The 21,127-nt window shown below is 62.8% G+C and carries 13 protein-coding genes; 3 read left to right on the top strand and 10 right to left on the bottom strand.

The genetic code is table 11. From position 1 onward, the window contains the following. Positions 1-489: 489 nt before the first annotated feature. Entirely contained in the window at positions 490-1,356 is an 867-nt protein-coding gene (locus VN461_12925; GenBank protein HXB55684.1) for a BON domain-containing protein, read from the top strand. Positions 1,357-1,475: 119 nt separating this feature from the next. Here the strand turns inward: VN461_12925 and VN461_12920 are convergent, their stop codons facing one another. From VN461_12920 to VN461_12905, 4 genes are all read right to left on the bottom strand, one after another. Next, the gene (locus VN461_12920; protein ID HXB55683.1) at positions 1,476-4,253 is read right to left on the bottom strand and encodes a TonB-dependent receptor; all 2,778 of its coding nucleotides are present in this window, start codon (positions 4,251-4,253) and stop codon (positions 1,476-1,478) included. 538 nt (positions 4,254-4,791) lie between these two features. Next, positions 4,792-5,886: an alanine racemase gene (locus tag VN461_12915; protein HXB55682.1), complete on the bottom strand. Its 1,095-nt coding sequence runs from the start codon at positions 5,884-5,886 to the stop codon at positions 4,792-4,794. A 60-nt stretch (positions 5,887-5,946) separates the two neighbouring features. After that, positions 5,947-7,608: a serine hydrolase gene (locus tag VN461_12910; GenBank protein HXB55681.1), complete on the bottom strand. Its 1,662-nt coding sequence runs from the start codon at positions 7,606-7,608 to the stop codon at positions 5,947-5,949. 393 nt (positions 7,609-8,001) lie between these two features. After that, entirely contained in the window at positions 8,002-9,789 is a 1,788-nt protein-coding gene (locus VN461_12905) for a CocE/NonD family hydrolase (protein ID HXB55680.1), read from the bottom strand. A gap of 388 nt (positions 9,790-10,177) precedes the next feature. On the opposite strand from VN461_12905, the gene VN461_12900 reads away from it, so the two are divergent. Further along, entirely contained in the window at positions 10,178-12,256 is a 2,079-nt protein-coding gene (locus VN461_12900) for an alkaline phosphatase family protein (GenBank protein ID HXB55679.1), read from the top strand. Between the two features lie 89 nt (positions 12,257-12,345). Then, positions 12,346-13,407 (top strand): serine hydrolase domain-containing protein, encoded by a 1,062-nt coding sequence (locus tag VN461_12895; protein ID HXB55678.1) that lies wholly within the window; start codon positions 12,346-12,348, stop codon positions 13,405-13,407. Between the two features lie 151 nt (positions 13,408-13,558). On the opposite strand, the gene VN461_12890 is transcribed toward VN461_12895, so the two are convergent. The 6 genes from VN461_12890 to VN461_12865 form a co-directional block, all read right to left on the bottom strand. Continuing rightward, entirely contained in the window at positions 13,559-14,638 is a 1,080-nt protein-coding gene (locus tag VN461_12890) for an alpha/beta fold hydrolase (GenBank protein HXB55677.1), read from the bottom strand. Positions 14,639-14,776: 138 nt separating this feature from the next. Further along, positions 14,777-15,691, bottom strand: coding sequence for a M55 family metallopeptidase (locus VN461_12885; protein HXB55676.1), 915 nt, complete (start codon positions 15,689-15,691; stop codon positions 14,777-14,779). After that, positions 15,688-16,572, bottom strand: a complete 885-nt coding sequence (locus tag VN461_12880; protein HXB55675.1) for a M55 family metallopeptidase — start codon at positions 16,570-16,572, stop codon at positions 15,688-15,690. The genes VN461_12885 and VN461_12880 overlap by 4 nt, the downstream gene beginning before the upstream one ends. Positions 16,573-16,634: 62 nt before the next feature. Next, positions 16,635-18,011: an amino acid permease gene (locus VN461_12875; GenBank protein ID HXB55674.1), complete on the bottom strand. Its 1,377-nt coding sequence runs from the start codon at positions 18,009-18,011 to the stop codon at positions 16,635-16,637. A 187-nt stretch (positions 18,012-18,198) separates the two neighbouring features. Next, positions 18,199-18,957, bottom strand: coding sequence for an MBL fold metallo-hydrolase (locus tag VN461_12870; GenBank protein HXB55673.1), 759 nt, complete (start codon positions 18,955-18,957; stop codon positions 18,199-18,201). Between the two features lie 215 nt (positions 18,958-19,172). Beyond that, entirely contained in the window at positions 19,173-20,963 is a 1,791-nt protein-coding gene (locus VN461_12865; protein ID HXB55672.1) for a serine hydrolase domain-containing protein, read from the bottom strand. Between the last annotated feature and the right edge of the window lie 164 nt (positions 20,964-21,127).

The following is a 21,127-nucleotide window of genomic DNA, read 5'->3' as shown; positions in this document are numbered from 1 at the left end:
TGGCGGCTCTTCATCACGAAGCGGGGGATGAGAAGACCGCTTTGGAGCACGCGAAGAAGGCCCACGAGCACAGCAAGCAGGCTCACGAGCACACCGAAGAAGCTCATAAGGAGTCTCACAAGTAGTGTCCTAATCCCCGGTTAGCCTGTGGCTCACCGGGGCACCGGCGCGGTTCCACCCGGCTATAGGTCTGATCATTGCTGGGCCGGAAGCTTCGAGGGCGCTTCAAGTTGCTGATCTGCTTGGGGATTGGAGGCGTGTGTCTTCCATGGGTCGCCGGTCGTAGCGCTCGTAGGACTAAAAGCCCGGCTGAAGGAGCAACCACGGCGGGAGGCTGGTGACAAGGGGAACCCGTTGTGCTCTGGATCACATTAGGCGAGACATGACGCAGGTCACAGTCCCGCGGCTCGGAATGAGCGACCTTCAAGGAAGGCGGGAACTACCGGGCGCTCCGATCAGGCTGCCTGAGGACAGAAAGAAGGTCCCAAGATGACAGAAGACACCCGACCTGTTTTCGCGAGCAAGACGCCGCCGCCGGCTCGCCGGCGGCGCTGGCTCATCGCCCTGGCTTTGATCCTGGCCGGAGGCGTGGGCGTGCTTGCCTACGCCGACCGGCTCGACCTGCGTGAGATCGGCAAGAAGTTGTCGACCGTCCGGGAGACCTCGATAGATGCGGCCCAGAAGGCGCGGGTACGGAGCGCCCTGGGACTCTCGCGTCGAGTCTCCGGCATGAAGATCGATGTCGACGCCCATGCAGGCGTCGTGACCCTGGCTGGCCGCGTCCCAACCCAAGAAGCGCGCTCGATCATCGAGGCAATCGCCGCCGACACTCCCGGCGTTGCCGGCGTGCAGAACGAGCTCGTGATAGACCCCCGGGCGGCAACGACTGGCTATGAAGAGACGCTCCTGCAGCGGATCGCGGACCTCGAGACCCAGGTGGCGCTACAGGAACGCCTCCGGCGCGAGCCACTCCTCGCTAGTGCCAGCCTTAAGGTAGACGTTGACCACGGCATCGTCATTCTGCGCGGCTGGGTGGAAAGCGAGCTGGAGCGGGCAGGGGCGCAGAAGATCGCCCAGGCGGCCGTTGGCGCCGACCACGTGCGGAACGAAATCGACACACGCAGCCAAACCGGCGGTCCGGAGGACAGGCTTGCGCGTAGGGTCGAGTTCGAGCTGTATACGACCGGCGCTTTCGATCTGGCTCGAATCCAGGTGCGAAGCGAAGCGGGCTTGGTTCACATCGAAGGCTCCGTGCGGTCCCAAGCCGAGCGCCTGCTGGCCGCACGCCTTGCCGAGGTGGTTCCCGGCGTCCGCCAAGTGGTGAACGACCTGACCCTCACCGAGAAGTCGTCATAAGCCGAAACTAGGCGGTCAGGGCGTGGGGCCTTTCCTCAGGCACCGATGGGCGAGTCCACACCCGTCGGCGGCAGCCATTCGCTAGGGCTGTCGCCCTCGACCGTCCGCGGGTGGGCTTGCTAACGATTCAGCCTGAATCCGACCCCGATCGTGGGTCCGTAGAACTCGCGCTGGATATTCCACTGTGGACTGCCAACGTAGAAGCCGAACACCTCGTTGTTCAGGTTCAAGCCGCTCACGATCACCTGGAAGCCGTTCTTGAACGTGTAACTCGCTTGCGCGTCGATCTGTGTGTGCGGATAGAGGTAGATGTCACCATTCGGCCCCGTGAGACCACCCTGCGCCCCGTCCGTGTAGACGTAGGAGAAGAGGGTCGCCGCGTTGTAGGTGACCGCAGCGCGCAGTGAGAACCCGCCCTTGTCATAGGTCAGTCCCACGTTGAACTCGTTGGGCGTCGTGCGCTGGAGGCGGGCCGTCCCCGTCCGGCCTGTCGAGGGATCAAATGTTGCCTTCGAATCCGTGTAGGTGTAGTTCGCTGCGATTCCGAGGCCGTTCAGGAGGCCGGGGAGAAAGCTGAAGTGCTGGTTCCACGCCGTCTCGAAGCCCCACACCTTCGCGCTCGGGCCGTTGATGGGCTGTATCTGCTGGAATCCGGCGAAGGGACCCGAGACGAGGGTCGTGCCTGAACCGGGATAAATGGGATCTTTGAGATCCTTGTAAAAGGCTCCGGCCGAGATCACCCCGACTGTCGTCAGGTAGTGTTCGAAGAGCAGGTCATAGCTCTGCCCCTTGGTCGGCTTCAGGTTCGGGTTTCCCGCGGCCACTTGATTGCGCCGGTCGGTAATGACGAGGGAAGGAACAAGGTCGGCGTAGTTGGGACGTGCGATCGCCCACCCGTAGACCGCGCGCAGGTTCGTGTTGGGGTCGATCTCGTACCGCACTTGGACGCTCGGCAAGACGCTCGTGTACTTGTTGTCGGCTCCTGTAGGGGTGGTCCCGACCCAGTTTCCGCTGCCGTCGAAGTGAACCTGGAACCCGCTGTAGGACGCGTCGGTGTGCTCTACCCGCACTCCGGCTACCAAGTGGATCTGTCCCCACTTGATCGTGTTCATCGCATATATGGAAGCGATCTTCTCCTTCGCGTCGTAGTTGTTGCCATCGTTGCGGGAGTGGTCCTGGCTCACGAGGTCGACAAAGGCACCGGGGTTTTGGTTGAAGAAGTTCTGGGCCGCATTGAAGTCCAGGTTCGGCCCGTGAGGGTAGAAGCCAAAGTAGTAGTGCGGGTCGTTGAGATCCCCCGGCGCCTGGCTCAAGAGGAGCGCCGGGTTGCCGGTGGCACTGAAATTCTTGTTGTTCTGCTGGTTCGACTTGTCCTCGTCCCGGTACTTGGCGCCAATCTTGAACTCGCCCCCACCGTTCCTGTACGGAAAGGCCACGTTAAGCGCGACGGCGGCATCGCGGTCGGGCGTTGTGTTGTCGATGACTTGGTAGGCGGACACGGAGTACTGAGTTGCATCGAGCTGGTTCACGCCACCGAGCGCCGTGAATTTCGGGAAGTACAAGATGCTTGGGCTCACCATAAAGGCCGCCGAAGGGCCGCTGAAGGGTGTGGTCACGAAGCCGCCCGTCTGACGAGCGTGGGAGTAGGAGAGATTGTAGTCGAGGAAGGCGGTGCCAAGATTGTGCTTACCGCCGGCCGAGACGCTGTACGTCTCCTCTGCGTGAGTCCGAATTTGAGAGTAGCCGGAGAAGCCTCCGGAGTTATCCGTGAGGGTCGGCGTGAGGAAGGTACCCGCAGTCGCCGTGTTAACGAACACGTCGCCGTAATTGTGAAAGTCCGCGTAAAGCCCACGGAGATAGAAAGAGGAGTCCTGCGAGAGCCGGTAATCGAGGCCTCCCGCGAACCCGAGACGGCTGCGCTTGTACCGGTAGTCCCGGAAGTCTGCGCCCATGAAATTCGCGAAGGGGGTCCCGTCGGGGAGGTTGCCAGTCCCCGGCGCGGGCTCGACGTCGTTGATCGCGCGGCCGTTCCAGTCATACGTGGCCCCGAGAACGAGACCCAGGTTCTTGTCGGGCCCGAATCGGTTGGTATAGGTGGCGTCGACTTGGTACGTATACCGACCACCCTGGAGGTCGACGTAACCCCCTTGAGTTCCGATGCTGAATGACGGCTGATCTCCAGCGATCTTCGTCACGAGGTTGACGGAGCCACCGATGGCATCCCCGTCCTGGTCAGGGGAGATCGTCTTGTGGAGCTCGATCTGGCCCAAGAGACTCGAGGGAATTGCGTCGAGCTTCAGGTTACGACCGAAGCTTTCCACGTTGGGGATGTGGGCCCCGTTGATCGTTGCGTTCGTATACCGTGATTCGAGGCCTCGAACCTGCACGTACTTGCCCTCGCCTTCGTCACGCTCGAGGGACACGCTGGGCAGACGACCGATGGCATCGGCGACGTTCGCGTTGGGGAGGCTTGTGATCACCTCCGCCGGCAAGATGTCCACGATGTTGTCAGCGTTTTTCTTCTGATTGAGCGCCTCGACCTCGCCCCGCGACCGCGAAGCCGTGACTGTGACCTCCTCGGAGACGTTCACGGCGGGCCTTAACTTGCACTCGATCTTGACCTGGGCCCCCGCGGTCATGACCACGTCCTGGGTGTCCGTTACGAACCCGACGTATGCGATCGAGACCTTGTAGTTGCCGGGAGCCAGGCTCCCGATGAGAAACCCGCCCTCGCGGTCCGTCACCGCGGTCGCGTTTCCCGGATCCACCCGAACCGAGGCACCGGGCAAGGGGTTGTTGCTGTGGTCAGCAACGTGACCCTTGATGCTGCCGTAGCGCTCCTGCCCGACGGCGGAAGCGGACGTCAGGAGTAGCAGCCCCAGGGCCACGAGACTCATTTGCCGACTCTGGCTATTGGTGATCAATGGAAGCCTCCCAAGGAGACGTCACTCCTGCTGCCCGGCTCACACGCCGCCGGCCGTTTCCGGGCCTTGACCAGTGGAACTCACGTGGAACAGCCTTGGCCAGTTCTTCCCGTTTTCTCGACGCATGATTGTGGTGCGTTGTGAAAGTTTCATGACTTTTCTGTGTGGGCCGTGCGACGACGGCTCTGCCTATAGGGCCCGGGGCTGCCGGGACCTAGGTCATTTACGCCACCCCGGTTGTTTGGGTTGAAGCCTTCGCAGCTGCGCCTAGACGCCCGGGGATTCGATCCAGTGCTCTCTACCAATTGGCTCAATTGGTTTAGAAGCGACCCCGTTTGGAAGACTCTCGGCCAGGAGTCCGACCTTAAGCCGGCTGCGGTCGAAGACGGCCTGAAGACCGGTCAGCTCCTCTGCCACGAAGCGGCAGAGAGCAGGTAGAAGAGGCAGACGACGTTTCAGCCCGTCGGACCGCCGCTAGCCATTCCCGGGGGCGATCAGACTTGACGGGTCGTCACTGGACCCGTCCGCGAGCGGCAACCTTCCACACTGCTTCGACTTGGCCTTCGCGCACCGCCAGGATCTCGTCATGGAGGTTCGAGACGACGCAGGCGTGGTTGGGCAGGATGCGCACGCGCTCGCCGACACGCAAGGATTCCCCCTCGACCAAGTCTATGACGCCGTGCTCCTCGCTCAGACGCTGGACCCGGCTTTGCCGACCGACAATCCAGCCATGGCCACCGACTTGCGGTCGTAGCTGATCGCTGGATAGGGTCTTGCTGCCGGCGTCGACGACTGCCCGGTCGCGGGCGGGCACGCTAACCACGGTCGTGAGAACAGTCAGCGCGCAGTCTTCGAGACTGCACGTACCGAGGTTCACTTGAGAGGCGTCTTGGTAGACGTAGGTTCCGGGCCGGCATTCCGTCACACCGCCCACAGCCATGGCGGAGAGCGCGGTGGGGGTGGAGCCAACGCTGACCTCCTCCACCGGAAGACCCTCGTTCCGCAAGGCTTGGGCGACTTCGGCCATGATCCGGCCCTCGCTTTGGCCGGCCTCCACCACCGTTTCCGGCGTCATCGAGTGATAGCCGAGGCCAGAATGAGTGAAAACGCCCCGTAGTCGCAGGCCTCGGAGCTCCACGAGCCGACGCGCCATCTCAATCGCGTCTTCCGGAGGAACGCCGACGCGGTGCGAGCCGACGTCGATCTTAAGAAGGATGTCGAGACGCCGGCCCGCAGCGTGAAACACGTCCCCCAGCGTCCGAGCCCCCTCCAAGCTGTCCGCGCCTACGGTCAAACGAAGCCGATCCCCAAGAGCGAGGAGACGCCGCCCCTTGTCATGCCCGACGATCGGGTAGGCCAGAAAGATGTCGTCGAAGCCCGCGGCGGCGAAAACCTCGGCCTCGCTGGGCTTTGCCAGGCAGAGGCCGCGGGCACCCGCCACAATCTGCATCCGCCCGACTTCGAGAACCTTGTGCGTCTTGGCGTGGGGCCGCAGCGCAACTCCGCACCGGCGAGCGGCCTCCGCCATCCGTGAGACGTTGCGCTGCAGGATATCGAGATCCACAAGGACAGCGGGCGTCTGGACGTCGTGGAGGGATCGCGTCACTGGCTGGCCTCCAAGGCTTTAGCGGCAGCCCCCGCACCGATTTCGGACCGGCGCGGGTCTTCACCCCTCAGGTTCTATTCGCAAATTGCTGAAATAGCCATCGGTCTCGTCCCCGATCCACAAGCCGACGGGCCCGGAGCGCGCGGGGTGTTTGACGTCGTTGACGATCAGAACGGGCTGACTGGTTCCGTTGACAAAGAGCTTGGCGGACTGCCCCCGCACCACGATACGGATGTGCGTCCAAGCTCCGGGTATCAGGTCGACGTATGACTCGTACACACCTGGTGCCTCTCGGCGAAAGCGGTCAAAGTCGAACTTCGGTGCGGAGATGTACTGTGTTGAGTGATTCCGGCGGAGTTGGTCGTCGGCACGCCCGTTCGTGGGGCGCAGGTAGAAGCATTCGTATTCCGCTGGATTGGTGCCGATCCGAAACGCAATCCCGATAAAGCCCCGAGCGCCCGTGGACGCACCCGCGACAGGCTTGCCGGCTACGTCCACATCAATCGTGCCGTCCTGTAAGTCGGTTCCTTGAACGACCGCCATCGTATCCGAGCCGAGCGGCGGCTGGTTCAAGAGCCGCACCCCTTTTCGTCCCGCGTAGGTCGTGACCTCAAGGCTCACGCTGTAGGGCACGAGGTGCTTGGTCGAATCGAGCGCCTCGATGATCGGGTTCGAACCGCACTGCGAGCTTGGCCCAAAGAGCGCACGGTCGATCGCTGCATTCGCGACGTCTCGGGCCGGCTTGCCCCCTACCTCTCCAGCACTTGAAAGTACCACGCTTATTCTGCCCCCTGGATACGCAGTGACAATGCCGCTGTGACCAAAGTCCTCGTAACCCGCCGTCCACAGCTTATTGCCTTGGGGCGTCGCGGAGGTGAACCAGCCGTAGCCATAGTCGCCAGCGGACGTCGAAACATAGGGCTGCAAGAGCGTGTTCGTGGTCGCACTCGAAAGGATCCGGTGGTCAAGCAAGGCGCGGGTCCAGCGATACAGGTCAGTCGTGGTTGAGTACATTCCAGTGGCCCCGCGGAATCCCCAATTCGGCGTGGGCTCAATCGGGCGCATGGTGGGAGCGATTAGTGCGCCATGAGTCGTCGGTTCGCCCCAAAAGCCTGTGTCGGCCAGACCGATGGGGTCTAGCAGTTCGCGCCTAAGAAAGGCCTCGTACGGTTGGCGCGCAGTGATCTCGATGATCGCCGCCACGAGGTTGTAGCCGTCATTGGTATAGCGAAACTTTTCGCCTGGGGCGGATTGCAAGGGTTCGGCCAAGACCGCCCGAATTGCCGCCCCGCGGTCGACGATGCCATCAGCAGCATACTGCTGTGGCAAGCCGGAGGTGTGCGTCAGTAATTCATGAAGCGTGATATGCGTCTTGTCCACAGGTACGGCCGGCAGGAACTTCGAGATCTCGTCTGCGACGCTGAGTCGGCCCCCCTCCTGGAGCTTCAGCACCGCGATGGCGGCAAATTGTTTCGAAATCGACGCGATATAGAACTTTGTCTCGGAGGTGAGGCCCTGGCCGTAGCTCTGCTGAAAGTGCGTCGCATCACGATCCCCCACCAGCACCGCGCCGGCAAAGCCCCTTGGCACCAGTTCACGCTGGAGGCACTCTTTCAGGCCGGGGAGGGTGTCTTGTGACGTATGCCCAACGACTGGCTCTCGCTGACTCCCATTGTCATCAACAAGGCACAGAACACTCAAAGCGGCAAGGAGGAATCGCATTGTCACGCTCTGCTCGCCTGGGGACATCTCGGGAAGCGCTCCGCGTTAGTGGACATCCAGCACCAGCGCGGATTGGGGCACACGGCGGACCCGACCTCACCAACCCGTTGAGTTCTACTGGAAGAACAGTCTGTCGATTGCGGGTGTTGCACGCTTAGAGCTTATGAGCAGGATACTGGTCGCTCGTGGACACCACACAGGAGTAGCGCGGCCTCTGACCCGGCCCCTCGAGGTGTGCTGCCAGCGCCAGCCGGGGGAACTTGGCGCGTCCCGCCCCGAAGTGGTCCCGTCCAATTCGCAGCTGGTACCCAGCGGTGTGTGTCAGCCGCCTACGCCATTTGCAATCGTACCCACCGGAGCCGTTTGTGTCACACGCTCTCCCGCTCTCACCGCTCAATGGCCTCCTCCGGAAGCGCTGTTGCCGTCGGTTAGGAGCGGGAGCGTAAGGTATGACGGATGGTCGCCGCTCCTGTAAACACGCTGGGCGGCCTTCTGGAAGTCCGCCTCCTTGGCGCTATAGACGTCGACGAACTGCTGTGGGTTCCGATCGATGATGGGGAACCACGTGCTTTGGATCTGCACCATGAGACGATGACCCTTCCGGAAACGGTGGAGGCGCTCGGGGAGGTGGATCGTCAGCCCAGTTGGAACTCCAGGCTTCATCGGCTCCGGCTTGACAAAGCTTTCCCGAAACTTTGCTCTCAAGACCTCGGCGGAGAGCATGAGCTGATAGTGACCCATGGGCGGGCCACAGGCCCTAGGAGAGTCGTTGGGCGCGTTGCCTGGGTAGACGTCGATCAACTTGACGATGTAGTCAGCGTCCGTCCCGGAGGTTGATACGACTAGTTGCGCCGTGAGCGGGCCCGCTACCACGAGGTCCTCGGCTAGCGGCTCACTCTCGTAGGCAAGTACGTCGGGGCGGGTGGCCGCAAAGCGTTGGTCTTCCACCATCCACAGTTGACCGGGGTTGCGGCGCACTTCCACTGTGAACGGCACGGGGTGATCGGGATCGCTGACGTATTCGTCGTATGCGACCCCTGCTTGCGTGGGAGGATCGAAGGAGAGGCCGTGGTTCTCCCGCAGGAACAAGCGCTTCTCGGTCGTCTGCGGCGGCCATTCGGTCATGTTCCGCCATTCGTTCACGCCGGTCTCGTATGCGAGGACGGGAGGCAGGTCGAGCGGTCCCTTGTCCTTTAGGTAGTGTCGGAAGAAAGGCAGTTGGACCTTCTCGCGGAAGAAGACGGCTGGGTCGCCCTGGAACCTGAGGTTTCCTAGTGAATTGCCGTCGGGATGTTCGTTCCAGCCGCCGTGTTCGAAGGCCCCGACGAAGAGGTATCTGCGGGCGTCCGGTGAAGTGGTCTTGAGTTGTCGATAGACGCTCATCGGGCCATAGAAGTCCTCAGCATCAAACCAGCTAGCGACGGTAAGAACAGGAAAGGGAATCTTGACCAGATGCCGAAGCATGTTGCGACTGCTCCAGAACTCGTCGTAGCTGCCGTGCTCCATGTATTGGTTCCACAGAGGAACCTGGTCGTGGAGGTACCTAGCGTTCGCATTCCTGAGCGGGCCCATATCGAGATAGAACCGGTACTGGTCCGGCGTGCCCATGTCGAAAGGACGCCCTTCCGAGTCTGACGGACCGCTACGGACCCGAGCGTTCCGGGAGAGCCAAAAGAACGTGTAGGAGAGGCGAAACGCGCCATTGTGATGGAAGTCGTCTCCGATAAACATGTCAACCGCTGGCGCCTGAGGAGAGGCGGCTCGAATCGCCGGGTGCGGGGAGATCATTCCGTAGAGCACTTGAGTCGCGGACGCCGAGATGCCCCAGAGGCCCACACGGCCGTTGTGGCCGGAGACGTTCTTCAGCAGCCACTCGATCGTGTCGTAGGTATCCGTGCTCTCGTCCGTTTGCGTTCCGTGCCTCTCAGCCAAGATCGGCCGCATGGTGCCAAATGCACCCTCCGAGCGAAACTTCCCGCGAACGTCCTGACGAACGAAAATGAAGCCTTCGTCCTCTATCGAATGAGACTGGTCGGAAAGCCCCATCTGGTGGGCGAATTGGTCGGGTCCGTAAGCTCCAACACCATAAACCGTGCGAAACAGGAGGAACGGGGCCGGTTCCTGCTTGAGTGGGAGGTAAACCGCCGTGTAGAGCTTGACGCCGTCGCGCATTGAGATCATGAACTCTTGCTTGCGGTAATGGGCTTTGGCGTCGTACGGATTGGGTGTGGAGTCTTGGGCGCGCAGAGCGCTCCAGAGTAGACACGCGACGGGCAGGCTCAGGGCAAAGAGGACGACCGGGCGCAATGCTCTAAGCGCGCACGATGGCTTGGTCATGACATCCCCTCCCAAAGCATGCCGGGAGACGGCCTATCGGGTGCTGCTGCCGGCGAGCCCGAACCCTATCACTCGCCAGCATATGCCACATCGGACGTGTTGAGCAATGCTATTGTTCACTAGTTTGGATAGCAGCTGGGTTCCTAAGTAGTCAAGTGTTGACATGTTGAGCAATATCGATTAAAAGGTCCGAAAACCCGGTTCTGGGGAGGATCGCGATGAGGGGGAGGCCATGAGACGCGCACAGTGGTTGCTTGCTGCTCTGGCGTTTGTCGGCGTACCCGCAAGAGCCGCGGGACCTTATCAGACGGAGAACGTCGTGATCGCCGTCATGGATGGCGTTTCTTGGGAGAGGACGTTTGGTGACCCGGAGCATCGATTCATCCCCCGCCTTTGGAAGGAGTTGCGTCCTCAAGGGACGCTCTACAGTCACTTCTACAACAACGGCGTGACCATTACGAAGGCCGGACACTCGACGCTCGCCACGGGAACATGGCAGAAGATGCGAAACCGGGGGGCACGCCAAACAATGCCCACGATCTTCGACTATCTCGCCGACGAGCAAAACGTCGCGGCAGAGAAAGTGTGGGTTCTCTTCGGAAAGGGCCGATACGCGTACGACCCTACAACGTCCTTCCCCGGTTACTCGAATCGGTTCGAGCCTAAGTTCGAAATCGACATCGGAGAGAGCACACTTCAAAACGACTCCGACGTCCTTGCCAAGCTCCTCGACGCCCTGAAGCGGGACCGCCCCCGACTTGTCTTCGCAAACTTCGGTGCTACGGACCACCTGGCGCACAGCGGACATTGGGACTGGCATACAAAGGCCGTCGAGCACCAAGACGGACTCCTGACCCAGCTTTGGGAAGCGATCGAGGCGGACCCCTACTACAAGGGCCATACGACCCTGATTCTGACGAATGACCACGGGTACCACCTCGACGGCGTTCGTGAGGGGTTCGCCGAGCACGGCGATCTCTGTGAGGGTTGCCGGCACATCATGCTGCTCGTGCTGGGTCCGGACACCAAGAAGGGAGTCGTGGTCGATAGGCCCGCCTACCAGACCGACGTGGCCCCCACAGTGGGCGAGCTACTCGGCTTCCAGACTCCACTCGCCCAGGGCGAGCCTCTGAAGGACTCCTTCCTGCACTTCGTTGGCCGGAATCGCAAGGAGGCCGTGACCGACGCCGGCAAGAAGGCCGTCCGCATGGAGGAGCTTGCAAAGGGCAACCTCCTTAAGCACCTGGCGGATCAAGCGCTCGAAAACGACGCCAAACGCTCGGCCCCCCGCACTCCGAGTCCAGGTGCGGCCGCGTTCTATTGGGGCCTCCTCTCCGCCTTCGACAAGACGGGAGATGCGCGCTACCTGGATTGCGTGCGCAACTGGGCCCAGCGCCAACTGGCGTCGACCGGCGAGTTGGCTGCCTATGCCGGGGTCGTGTTGGCCGAACTCAGCTATCGGGAACCAGACCCGGCGGCTCGCGACTCGGAACGCCGCGCCGCAGGAAGGATCGCCGCCGAAGTCGCCCGTGGTCTATCCCCCACCGCGGACTGGAGCAAGCCGGAAGGCCTGGCTCTCCGCGCGATCCTCGTGGCGTCCGCAGGCGAAGCAACCCATGATCGACAACTCTGGGACAAGGCTCACGAGTTCCTGGTTGGAAGCCTGCGCGCGATGGATCTGGAGCTAGCCAATGCAACCGCTCTCCTGCCCAAGGCGGCCGGCTTGAAGACGGGGGCGGACTTCGTGCCGGTCCCGGGAAAGCTCGTCCCGACACAGGCCTCCCCTCAGGGGCGTAGCAATCCGTGGCTCCTTCTCGCAGTGTCGAAGCTACGATCCCACGGACTCCCCTTCAAGGGCGAGTTTTTCTCGGATGTTCCTGACCTGCGCGCCGAGGTTGCCTTCCAGACCTATCTGGTCGCCAAGGACCTCTCGAGGAATGGGGAACTCTGGCCAGACGTTCTTGATTCGGCGATCAACGTCGCGGCAATCAACGAGCTCCTACGCCGCAAGGACCCGTTCACCGACATCGACAAGGTCACCCCGTTCGATATCCTTCGTCTTCGCCCTGACTCTCCACATCTGCTACCTCCGCTCGAGGAGATCAAGACTCAAGTCCGCAAGATCACCGCCGTCAACTACAACGCTGAGTTCGGCCTTCCCCCCTACCGCGACTTTGATTACGCGGCGGACTTGCTCCGCCTGCATGCACAGGGCCCCCAGAGCGACCTCGAGACGGGCTTTTTCCTTCTGGCTCTCGATGCCCAGCCTCGAATCTCTGTCGAGCCGGACTATCCATCCCCGCGCAACTGAGGGTCGGGGGGAATGGCAGGACTCTAGCGAACCGTATTCGGCAGCCATGAGCTCACGGGACGTGGCGTCCGAACCGAGCGGCGGTAAACATGGTGAGAAGAAACATCAACCGTTGGCTGGCTCCCGGGCTCGCCGCTTGTGGCTGCCTCTCCTTCGCCGCCGCCACGGGCGCCGCCCCCCCCGGACCCAGTGCAAGCATCCTCGCCGTGGAAGTCGATGCTCGTTTACAGGCCCTCGAGCGCAGCGGCTTTTCGGGAGCAGTCCTCTGGATCCGCAAAGACAGCGTCATACTGGAAAAGGGCTACGGGCTCGCCGATCGGGAGGCTGGTCGACCGATCACGCCCCGGACGGTGTTCGACATCGGCTCGATCGTGAAGCCCATCACCGCGTCCGCCATCTGGAAGCTCCAAGCGGATGGAAAGCTCGCCGTCAGCGACCCGATCACGAGGTTCTTCGCGAACGTCCCGCCCGACAAAGCCGAGATCACTGTGCAACAACTATTGAGTCACAGGTCGGGACTGGACGACATCTTCGGCGACGACTACGACGTCGTAGCTCGGGATTGGGTGCTAGACAAGGCTCTGTCGTCCAGATTGATAGGCAAACCAGGCGAGAAGGCCCGCTACTCCAATGCCGGCTACAGCCTACTCGCGATGATCATCGAGAAGGTCTCTGGCCAGCCGTATGAACGGTACGTGCAAGGGAGCATCCTAACACCCGCGGGCACGCCTAACATCGGCTACAAAATCCCGCTTTGGGCGCGTGAGGATCTCGCGGTGGGCTATGAGAAAGGCAAGCGCTGGGGAAGCCCGCTCGACCATCCCTGGGCGTCAGACGGGCCTTCATGGAACTTGCGCGGCAATGGTGGGATGTTGGCCACGGCAGCGGACCTCCAGAAGTTGATGGAGGCCCTGCAAAACGGCCCTGTTCTGCCCATCACGGCCAGGGCAGATTTTAAGGAGCATTACGTCAAGAAAGGCGATGACGGCTCGCTACGGATCCGGGTGATTGGCGGGAACGGCATCTTCAACGCCGACTATATCAAGTCGTTCGACGCCGACGCGACCTTGATCCTGATGACTAACGTCGACGCCTTCCCAGCGGAGAAGATCACCCCCGACCTCATGGACATTGTGTTCCGCAAAGAGTAGCGACCACACCCGACTCTTCAGGACGTGAAGCCTGCAATGAACGGATCGTGGCGCGACGCAGCACGTCAGTAGATTGAGCCCTTCTTGTGACCCAGACTAGCCGAATGATACGTGCCCCCACATTAGACGACGCGGCAAAGGCACGGACTGTTCAACGGTTCGGGAAGCGGCGGGAGAGCCAAGATCCGAGTAACATGAAATAACTGGGTGCTTCCGGAGCGTCGTTGCGATCTGTATCAGCGTTCACTTGCATCGTCTCTTTCACCGGAAACATCAGTTCGTGGTTTGCGTTAGGAATGATTCCGCTCTCAATGTTGTGGCGCTGACCACTCAACGCTTCTAGCCGCTTCATGGATTGAGCGACGGGAACCCATGGATCGGAACCTCCATAGAGAAAGAGCAGCGGAACCCTAGCCTTCAGAACAGCCGCCACAGGGTCATCATCCAGACTCCTGCGGATCGCTTGATCATTAGCGAGATCAGATGCTTTGGGCATGTAGGTAAGGTTGAACCAGGGTTTGGATTGTGCCTTGCTTAGAGCATCGATTGCTACCTCACGTGGGTTTGTGCCCCGTAGATAGCCGGTCCACGCCCTTCGCGTCTCGAGCATTTCTCGAACATCCTCCTGAGAAAAGCCGCGAACCGCGAGCAAGTTGCTCGTCGCAAATTGCATCTGTTCATCCGCGGTGACGAGCGGCGCGGAGATGGAAATCGCGAAGGCGGCGTTCTGGCTGCGCCCCGCTGCCAGCACGGCGAGCCAACCACCCTGGCTCAGTCCCCAAAACCCGATCTTGGCCGGATCAATGCGGGAAAGCTTTGCCAACGCGTGCTGTCCGGCGACGGCGTCGTCGGCCAGCATCTCATGGTCGGCGCCCTGAAGGCTTCCGGAAGACTGACCACTCCCACGCCGATCATAGATCAGCACCGCGACACCCAACGCAGGCAATCCTTCTCGCAGATGGCGGTAGAGAGCCGCTTCCCGCGTCGCCGCTCCCGCAGAATGCAAGACCACTACGGCAGGCAAGCGATCTCCAGTGTTCGGGAGATAGGCCGTACCAACCAGACTTGCACCGGCGTTGCTGAATCGAACCTCTTGCGAGATGACGGTCGGAGGTCCGGCTACATGCCAGGGATCCGAGGCGCTCGCGGATTGGTCGAAGGACACGGCATCGGATAGGCCAAACGGTGTGAGGAGTATTGCCGTCAGTCCCAGTCCCAATTGGATCGACATGACCGCCTCTGGTTCATTGTCTCACAAGCTGAGTTCTGCCTTGCCGGGGCGCTCCTACGGCCGCACTCGACCATGCCCTGTGCTCCGGGTGCGATCTCTAGTGCGCGGCCCCACGGCGAGTGGACCCCACGCGGTGGGCTAGCGGCCCGTGAGACGATCGATCAGGACGAAAATGCGGTACATCGTGGGCGCATCCGGTGCCACGTATCGCACGGTGCGGCCATCCACTCGGGCCATCGCTGGAATAAGCATCACACGATCCGCCTCAGCAGTGTTCCCCAGCTCAACCTCAAGCGTGATCGGTTTGCCCAGCTGCCAGGGAGAGATCGTCGCACGGCGCTCGAGCCCGGCCTTGACGCCTTTGCGTATTCCCTCAACCACGACGTAGGGGTGGACGAGCGCGGCCGACGAGCTGGAAAGGCCATCCTTCGTCGCGAGCAGTTCGGCTCCTGTCCTAAGCCCCTGGAACTGGCGCACGAAGGCGCGATCACCGGCGCCGAAGACGACGGGGACGTTGAAATGCCCCCCCACCGCGGCGCTCAATCCTCCTTCGCCGACGACCTGCCCATTGAGTCGAACCGACAGCGGGGACAGGTTGAACGTATGGGCGAGCACACCATCCGGAACGGAGCCGCTGGCGTGGTAGCCCACGAAGACCATCGCATCGAAGCTCCCGTCCAGGCCGGCCACCATCCCCCATGGCCGCGGCGTGCCCGAGATCAGCGAGGCTCTAGGGTCGAGCAAGTCCGGGCGCAAGTTCGTGCCGCTACCGTGCGAGTCGAGCACCACCACCTCCGTGGCACCGGCATCGAAGGCGCCCGCGATCGCGGCGTTGGCCTCCGCCATCATCTGCTCGCGATGGAGAGCGTAGTCGTGACCCTCCGGGCCTGTCTGTCGCTCGACCACGACCCCCGCGATCCCCTCCATGTCGACGGATACGAACACCTTGAGCTTGGTCGGGGAAGCGGCCGTGGCCGAGAGCGTTCCGGCGAGGGACAGCAGCGCCCAAGCGCAGGTGATGAATCCGGGCCGAGCGCCAGAGAGCCACATCATCCGGTTAGCCGGTCCACCAGCATGGAGAAGCGGTAGATGTCGACCATGCTGTCGGAGCGGTACCTCACCGTGGTGCCGTTGACCCTCTCGACGCCGGGCACGAGGGCTGCGTTGTCGGCCTGGAGGGTCGTCGCGAGCTCCACCTCAAGGGTGATGGGAGCAGTCAGGCGAACCGGGGGGACTCCCGAGCGGCGTGCCAGCGCCCGCCCAACGCCGTCCGAGATCCTCTTCTGAACCTCCTCCGGGTGCGTCAAGCGGGCGGCCGACCGGGTGAGGCCCTCTTTCACCACAACTCCCTCGATCGCGGGGCAGAGGCCTCGTGCTTCATCGATCGCGGCCCGGTCACCTGACATGAATACGACCGGTACGCCGAAGTGTCCCGCGAGTGCCGCGTTCAGCCCGAACTCCCCCACCTCGTGACCGTTCAGCACCACCCGGCGGAGACCGTCCGTGTAGGTGTGTCCCATGATGGCGTCGGCAACGCCGGCATGCGCGTGGTACCCGATGAACACGACCGCGTCCTCATCGGAGCTGATCCCCTGCATCATCCCGCCGGGCATGGGAAAGCCGGAGACCAGGATGACTCGTCGATCGAGGTCGCGGGCCATCAGGTTGGTGCCCGAGCCATGCGCATCGATCACGGTGACGCGGGTCGCGCCCGCCGCAAAGGCCGCGGCAACCGCCGCGTTCGTCTCCGCCGTCATTATCCGCCGGGAAAAATCGTAGTCGTAACCCGAGGCCTGTACTTGTGCTTCTCCAACAACCCCGCCGACTCCCTCCATGTCCGTGGAAATGAACACGTTCAGCCGCGGCGCTGCCAGCGTGCGTGGCGCCGCGGCGCTCCATACCAGCGCCAAGGCGACCAGGCCCGACCTCAGCATTTTTGCCTCTTTCATCCTTCGGGGCTCAATCTTACGGAGCTCCACAGGTCGGCATTGGGACTTCATGCCCTTGGCACCACGCCCTGGCTCCCGCCCGCGTCCAGCTGCGACCGTCGGCCGGAGAGCAGCAGGTAGGCGGGTAGCCCAACCGCGACCGCGGCCGCTCCCCCCGCCGCGATGATCGGCCGCGTCACTGCCGTGTTGGCGACGAGAAGCCCGGCCGCGGCAAGGAACAGAATTGGCGTCACGGGGTACCCAGGCACGGAAAACGCCCGCGGGCCAGGCAAACGTCGCCGGAACACGAATACCGCTGCCGCCCCCAGGCCGTAGAAGATCCACGCCGAGAAGACCACGTAGTTGAGCAATTGCTCGAATGTCCCTGACACGGCGAGCACGGACGCCCACATGGCCGCCACGAAGATCGCTGGTGCCGGTGTCGCGTACTGCGGATGAAGCGTGCCGAGCCACGAGAAGAAGAGACCGTCCCGTGCCATCGCGAAGTAGACACGAGGTGTCGTCAACATGGTTCCGTTGGCTGCGCTGAGGATGGACAAGAGGATAACGATCGTGACGAGGTCAGCACCAATGGGGCCCGCCACCACCGATGTGGCGGCCGCGGCCACCCGCTCGGCTCCCGCGGCGCGGGCCGGTCCCAGGGTCACCACATACCCGAGGTTGGCAAGCGTGTAAACCATCACCAGGATCGCCATGCCGATCCCGAGCGCCCTCGGCAGATTGCGCTGTGGGTCGAGGGCCTCGCCGGCCGAGAAGCTGCAATAGTGCCATCCCTCGTAGGCCCACAGCCCTCCCAGCATGGACATGCCGATCGTTGGCAGGAGGCGGCCGAGGGCCGCGTCCGGCCACATCCGTGCCATTACTGCCGGGCCCTCCCTCCCCAGTGCGAGCAGTGCAGCACACATGGCAAGGATCGCTCCCAGCTTCAGGGCGGTGACTGTAGCGTGAACCGCGGCGGTCTGACGGACGCCGCGCACGTTGAGCGCGCAGATCAGCCCGATTGCGAGGACGGCTGCCACTTTTGTCATCCACGGCGGCAGCGTGAACAGCTCGCGCAGGTAGATGCCGAAGGCCACGGCGAGGGCCGCTATGGAGCCTGTACCAATCACGACCAGGAGCGTCCAGCCATAGAGGAACGCGGGGAGCCTACCGAAGGCATCCCGGATGTAGACGTACAGCCCGCCCGCTTCGGGCTTGATCGCTGCCAGCTCCGCATAGGTCAGGGCACCCAGGCAGGAGAAAACGCCCGCGAGCGTCCATCCGACCAGTGTCGGACCGACATACCCGTCGTTCTGGCGAAGGGTGACCGCCGGCACGATGAAGATGCCGGATCCGATCACCGTGCCCACGACGATCCAGACCAGGTCCGGCAGAGTGAGGCTCCGGGGCAGGGGGTCAAGAACACCACTCTGACGTTTGGACACGTGCACTCCAGCCTTATCAGATCCGCCTTACGCCCTCGGCTCTCGGGAGTCTACGGTTCTGCGCGTCAGCGGATGCCTCCAGCGCCACCGTGTCAACGCTCGGCGATCCGTCCTGCCTTTGTTGGAGGCGAGGGTATGGTGTTCTGTTGAGCATGTCAAGTGGTGAACAATCGTATGGTGGGCGTGGCTACAAAGCGAACTCCATCCCCTCCCTCAGCACGTCTTCGGCGTTGTTCAGTAGGGGATTGTTGTGATTGAGGTGGATGAACCACAGGCGGGCCCGCGTTCCCCGCAGCAGCTCACGCGTGTGCGGCACCAGCGGGTGGGGTATCTCATCGAAGCTCCGGCCCTTCACCTCCTCGGTGCCGCTGAACGTACCGTCCACTAGAAGAAGATCCACCTCGTCTCCGAGCCGGCGGAGACTACGATCCCACTTCTCCCAACCGTCGGTGTCGGGGATGAACACCGCGGTGGCAGTGGGTCCCTGGATCCGGTATCCCACCGTATCGCTGAGCTCGTCGCGATGGGGCACTTTGAACGCCGAGACCTTAAGACCGGCCTCTAGCTCAAGCGGCTGATCCAGCCGCAGTTCGCTTAACGCGATGTTTCGGTCCGCCACCAGGCGGCTCCAGGGGCCGTTCTCTCTGAGGTATCGTGCCATGCGCGTCGTGCAGAAGACGCGGGTATCGTGGGAGCCGATCCCTTCTTTGCCGAGATACATCAGGCCAGTGTAGTGGCCGATGTGAGCATGCGTGAGAAAGATCCCGTCCGGCACGCGGCCGCCGGTCAGCGTGTCAACTTGCGCCGGGAAGTCCGGGGTGGCGTCGAAAAGGTAGGCCTTCCCCAAGGAGCGGCTTACGACGCCTATCGATGAGACCTTCTCCCTGCGGAGCCGCCCGGCAAAGGCGTCCCTGCACGGGGACTGGGTGCAGCCAAGGTGCGGCATGCCGGCATCCTGCACAACGCCCAGAACCACCAGCCGCCATGCTGAGACGGGGGCGGCTCCGGCCCCGGGGCGTTCACTTCCGAGCGCGCCCCCCGCGACCGTGGCAACGCCAAAGGCGAGCAATAGGACCTTGGGGCCCAGTCGAGTTGAGCGCGGGCAACGCATACGTCGAGTGCCCCCACTCACCTCCGCCGAGAATGCGTCCGCTCCGGACGTCATGGCTTCCGCTCGCTTTCTCCGGATCCGGACGATCCCGACGACGGTTTCGGGGACATCCGGGTAGCGCGTACGGGGCCCGACGGCGTCTGCAGCGCAAGTGCCTCCACACGGCCGTCGACCCTCCTCACGATCTCGACACGACGGATGCCGCCGCTAGAAGGAGTGTACGAGAAAAGGACGGTCGGCGACTCCGAGAAGAGCTGGACTCCCACCGGTTGGCCTAGCTCACGGATGTGCCAGAGTCGGCCACCGGGCCCCCAGAGACAACGGAGATACCGGGAGCCCTTCGCAAAGTCGAGCCGCGCAATGACCCGGCCCCTCCCCTCCGGGGCGGGCAGGGTGCCGAGTACATGGGCAGCTTTCAGGCGTCCGAGGTCGCTCTCCAGGCGCTGACGGCGCGCTTGTTCGCGTCGGTACATTTCCTCGCTGACGTCCCAGGCGGAGTCACCATCAGCGGTGCTGGTCCGCCCCGCAACGATCCTCTCCAGGAGGGTCTGCGTGTTCGCGGCCACCGTCGCATAGCGGGCCTGGGACTGCGGACGAACAGCCGCCAGGGCGTTCACGGCCTCCTGTCCGTCCGGCAGGGCCAACAATCCGCCACCATGCTTTTGTAGGTCGAAGCCGGACCCGGATGGCACCGTGTAGTGCCCGACCAGCTCCTCGAGGGCCGGCCCGGGCAACGCCACGACCGCGGGCGGCACTTCCACCGTACCGCCGAACAGGAGCGCGGCTAGGCGGGGAGTCTGCTCCCATGCGGCAAAAGCCGAGTCGTTCGCGGCGCCGTACACCACAACCCCCTCGTCCACGAAGCGGATCATTTCCGCCGTAAAGATACCGTTTCCGCCGTTGTGCGTGACGATGTTTGTGCCGCGGGGCGACTTGAACAGCGCCCAGCCATACCCGTAGAACGAATCGGCGTCGTCGCCCTCTCGCACGTAGGGGGTAAAGGCCTTGCGGCGCGACTCCGCCGAGAGGACGGTATCCCCGAGAAGCGCTTGGTGCCAGCGGTACATGTCGCCGATCGTCGAGTTGATGCCGCCGTTGCCGCGGAGGTGCCAATACGGCCCCTCGGGGCCGTAGTCAGCTATGAAGGTCCCCACGTCGTCGTCGTCTTGGTAGCCGTGGGGGACCATATCGGGAGCGAACTTCGGGAGCACGCAGCCCGTCTGTTGCATTCCGGCCGGGAGAAAAAGGTTTTCTCTGAGGAAGCGCTCCCAGGGCTGGCCCGACACGTGCTCGATGATCCCGGCCAGGACGCTGAAACCGACGTTGGAGTATTCGTACTTTGTTCCGGGCGGCCAGAGCAGCTTGCTCTTCATCACAAGCTTGAAGAAATCGTCCCAGCCGATTGGCTCCTTATCCCCACCGAGGCTCCCCACCAACCCCGAGCTGTGGGTCAGCAGGTGGTGGATGGTGATGCCTACCTTGTCCGGAGGAACATCGCGGAAGTACTTGGTAATTGGATCGCCCGTGCTGAGCGCGCCGCGCTGCTCCAGCGCGAGGATCCCCGCAGCAGTGAATTGCTTCGTGATCGAGCCCACCGGGAAGACGGTGTCCACCGTGTTGCGAATGCCTCGAGCCCGATCAGCGTAGCCGTAGGCCTTTGAGAGGAGGATGCGTCCATCCTTGGCGACGAGGAGGGCTCCGGAGAAGCCCACCCCCTCGAGCCGCGCTCCGAACGTCTCGAGCTGGCCCGCCGCATCTTGCACATCGGGAGTGGGGGCGGCAGCATACCCCGTCGTCACAATCAGGCTCGCCAGTACGGGTCCTGTCAGCCAGCGCATCATGCCCTCCTCGTTTTTTCCTTTTTTGGGGACGCCCGTACCTTAGACGCGACTGGCCATCCGAAAGTCGCGTTCAACGGTGGAGGTCTCTGCGCGATCTCGAAGCTGACGCCGCCCGATTCGTTCCAGATATTGTGCGTGCCCTCGCCGCGCGACCTCCCCACACT

The organism is Vicinamibacteria bacterium, assembly GCA_035570235.1.
Classification (GTDB): domain Bacteria; phylum Acidobacteriota; class Vicinamibacteria; order Fen-336; family Fen-336; genus DATMML01.
This window is presented reverse-complemented; position numbering and strand designations above follow the sequence as displayed.

Excerpts from the sequence above, each read along its gene's own strand:
- VN461_12925 (HXB55684.1), top strand. The coding sequence starts at position 490 with ATGACAGAAGACACCCGACCTGTTTTCGCGAGCAAGACGCCGCCGCCG.
- VN461_12920 (HXB55683.1), bottom strand. The coding sequence starts at position 4,253 with ATGAGTCTCGTGGCCCTGGGGCTGCTACTCCTGACGTCCGCTTCCGCC.
- VN461_12910 (HXB55681.1), bottom strand. The coding sequence starts at position 7,608 with ATGCGATTCCTCCTTGCCGCTTTGAGTGTTCTGTGCCTTGTTGATGAC.
- VN461_12905 (HXB55680.1), bottom strand. The coding sequence starts at position 9,789 with ATGATCTCAATGCGCGACGGCGTCAAGCTCTACACGGCGGTTTACCTC.
- VN461_12900 (HXB55679.1), top strand. The coding sequence starts at position 10,178 with ATGAGACGCGCACAGTGGTTGCTTGCTGCTCTGGCGTTTGTCGGCGTA.
- VN461_12895 (HXB55678.1), top strand. The coding sequence starts at position 12,346 with ATGGTGAGAAGAAACATCAACCGTTGGCTGGCTCCCGGGCTCGCCGCT.
- VN461_12890 (HXB55677.1), bottom strand. The coding sequence starts at position 14,638 with ATGTCGATCCAATTGGGACTGGGACTGACGGCAATACTCCTCACACCG.
- VN461_12885 (HXB55676.1), bottom strand. The coding sequence starts at position 15,691 with ATGATGTGGCTCTCTGGCGCTCGGCCCGGATTCATCACCTGCGCTTGG.
- VN461_12880 (HXB55675.1), bottom strand. The coding sequence starts at position 16,572 with ATGCTGAGGTCGGGCCTGGTCGCCTTGGCGCTGGTATGGAGCGCCGCG.
- VN461_12870 (HXB55673.1), bottom strand. The coding sequence starts at position 18,957 with ATGCCGCACCTTGGCTGCACCCAGTCCCCGTGCAGGGACGCCTTTGCC.
- VN461_12865 (HXB55672.1), bottom strand. The coding sequence starts at position 20,963 with ATGATGCGCTGGCTGACAGGACCCGTACTGGCGAGCCTGATTGTGACG.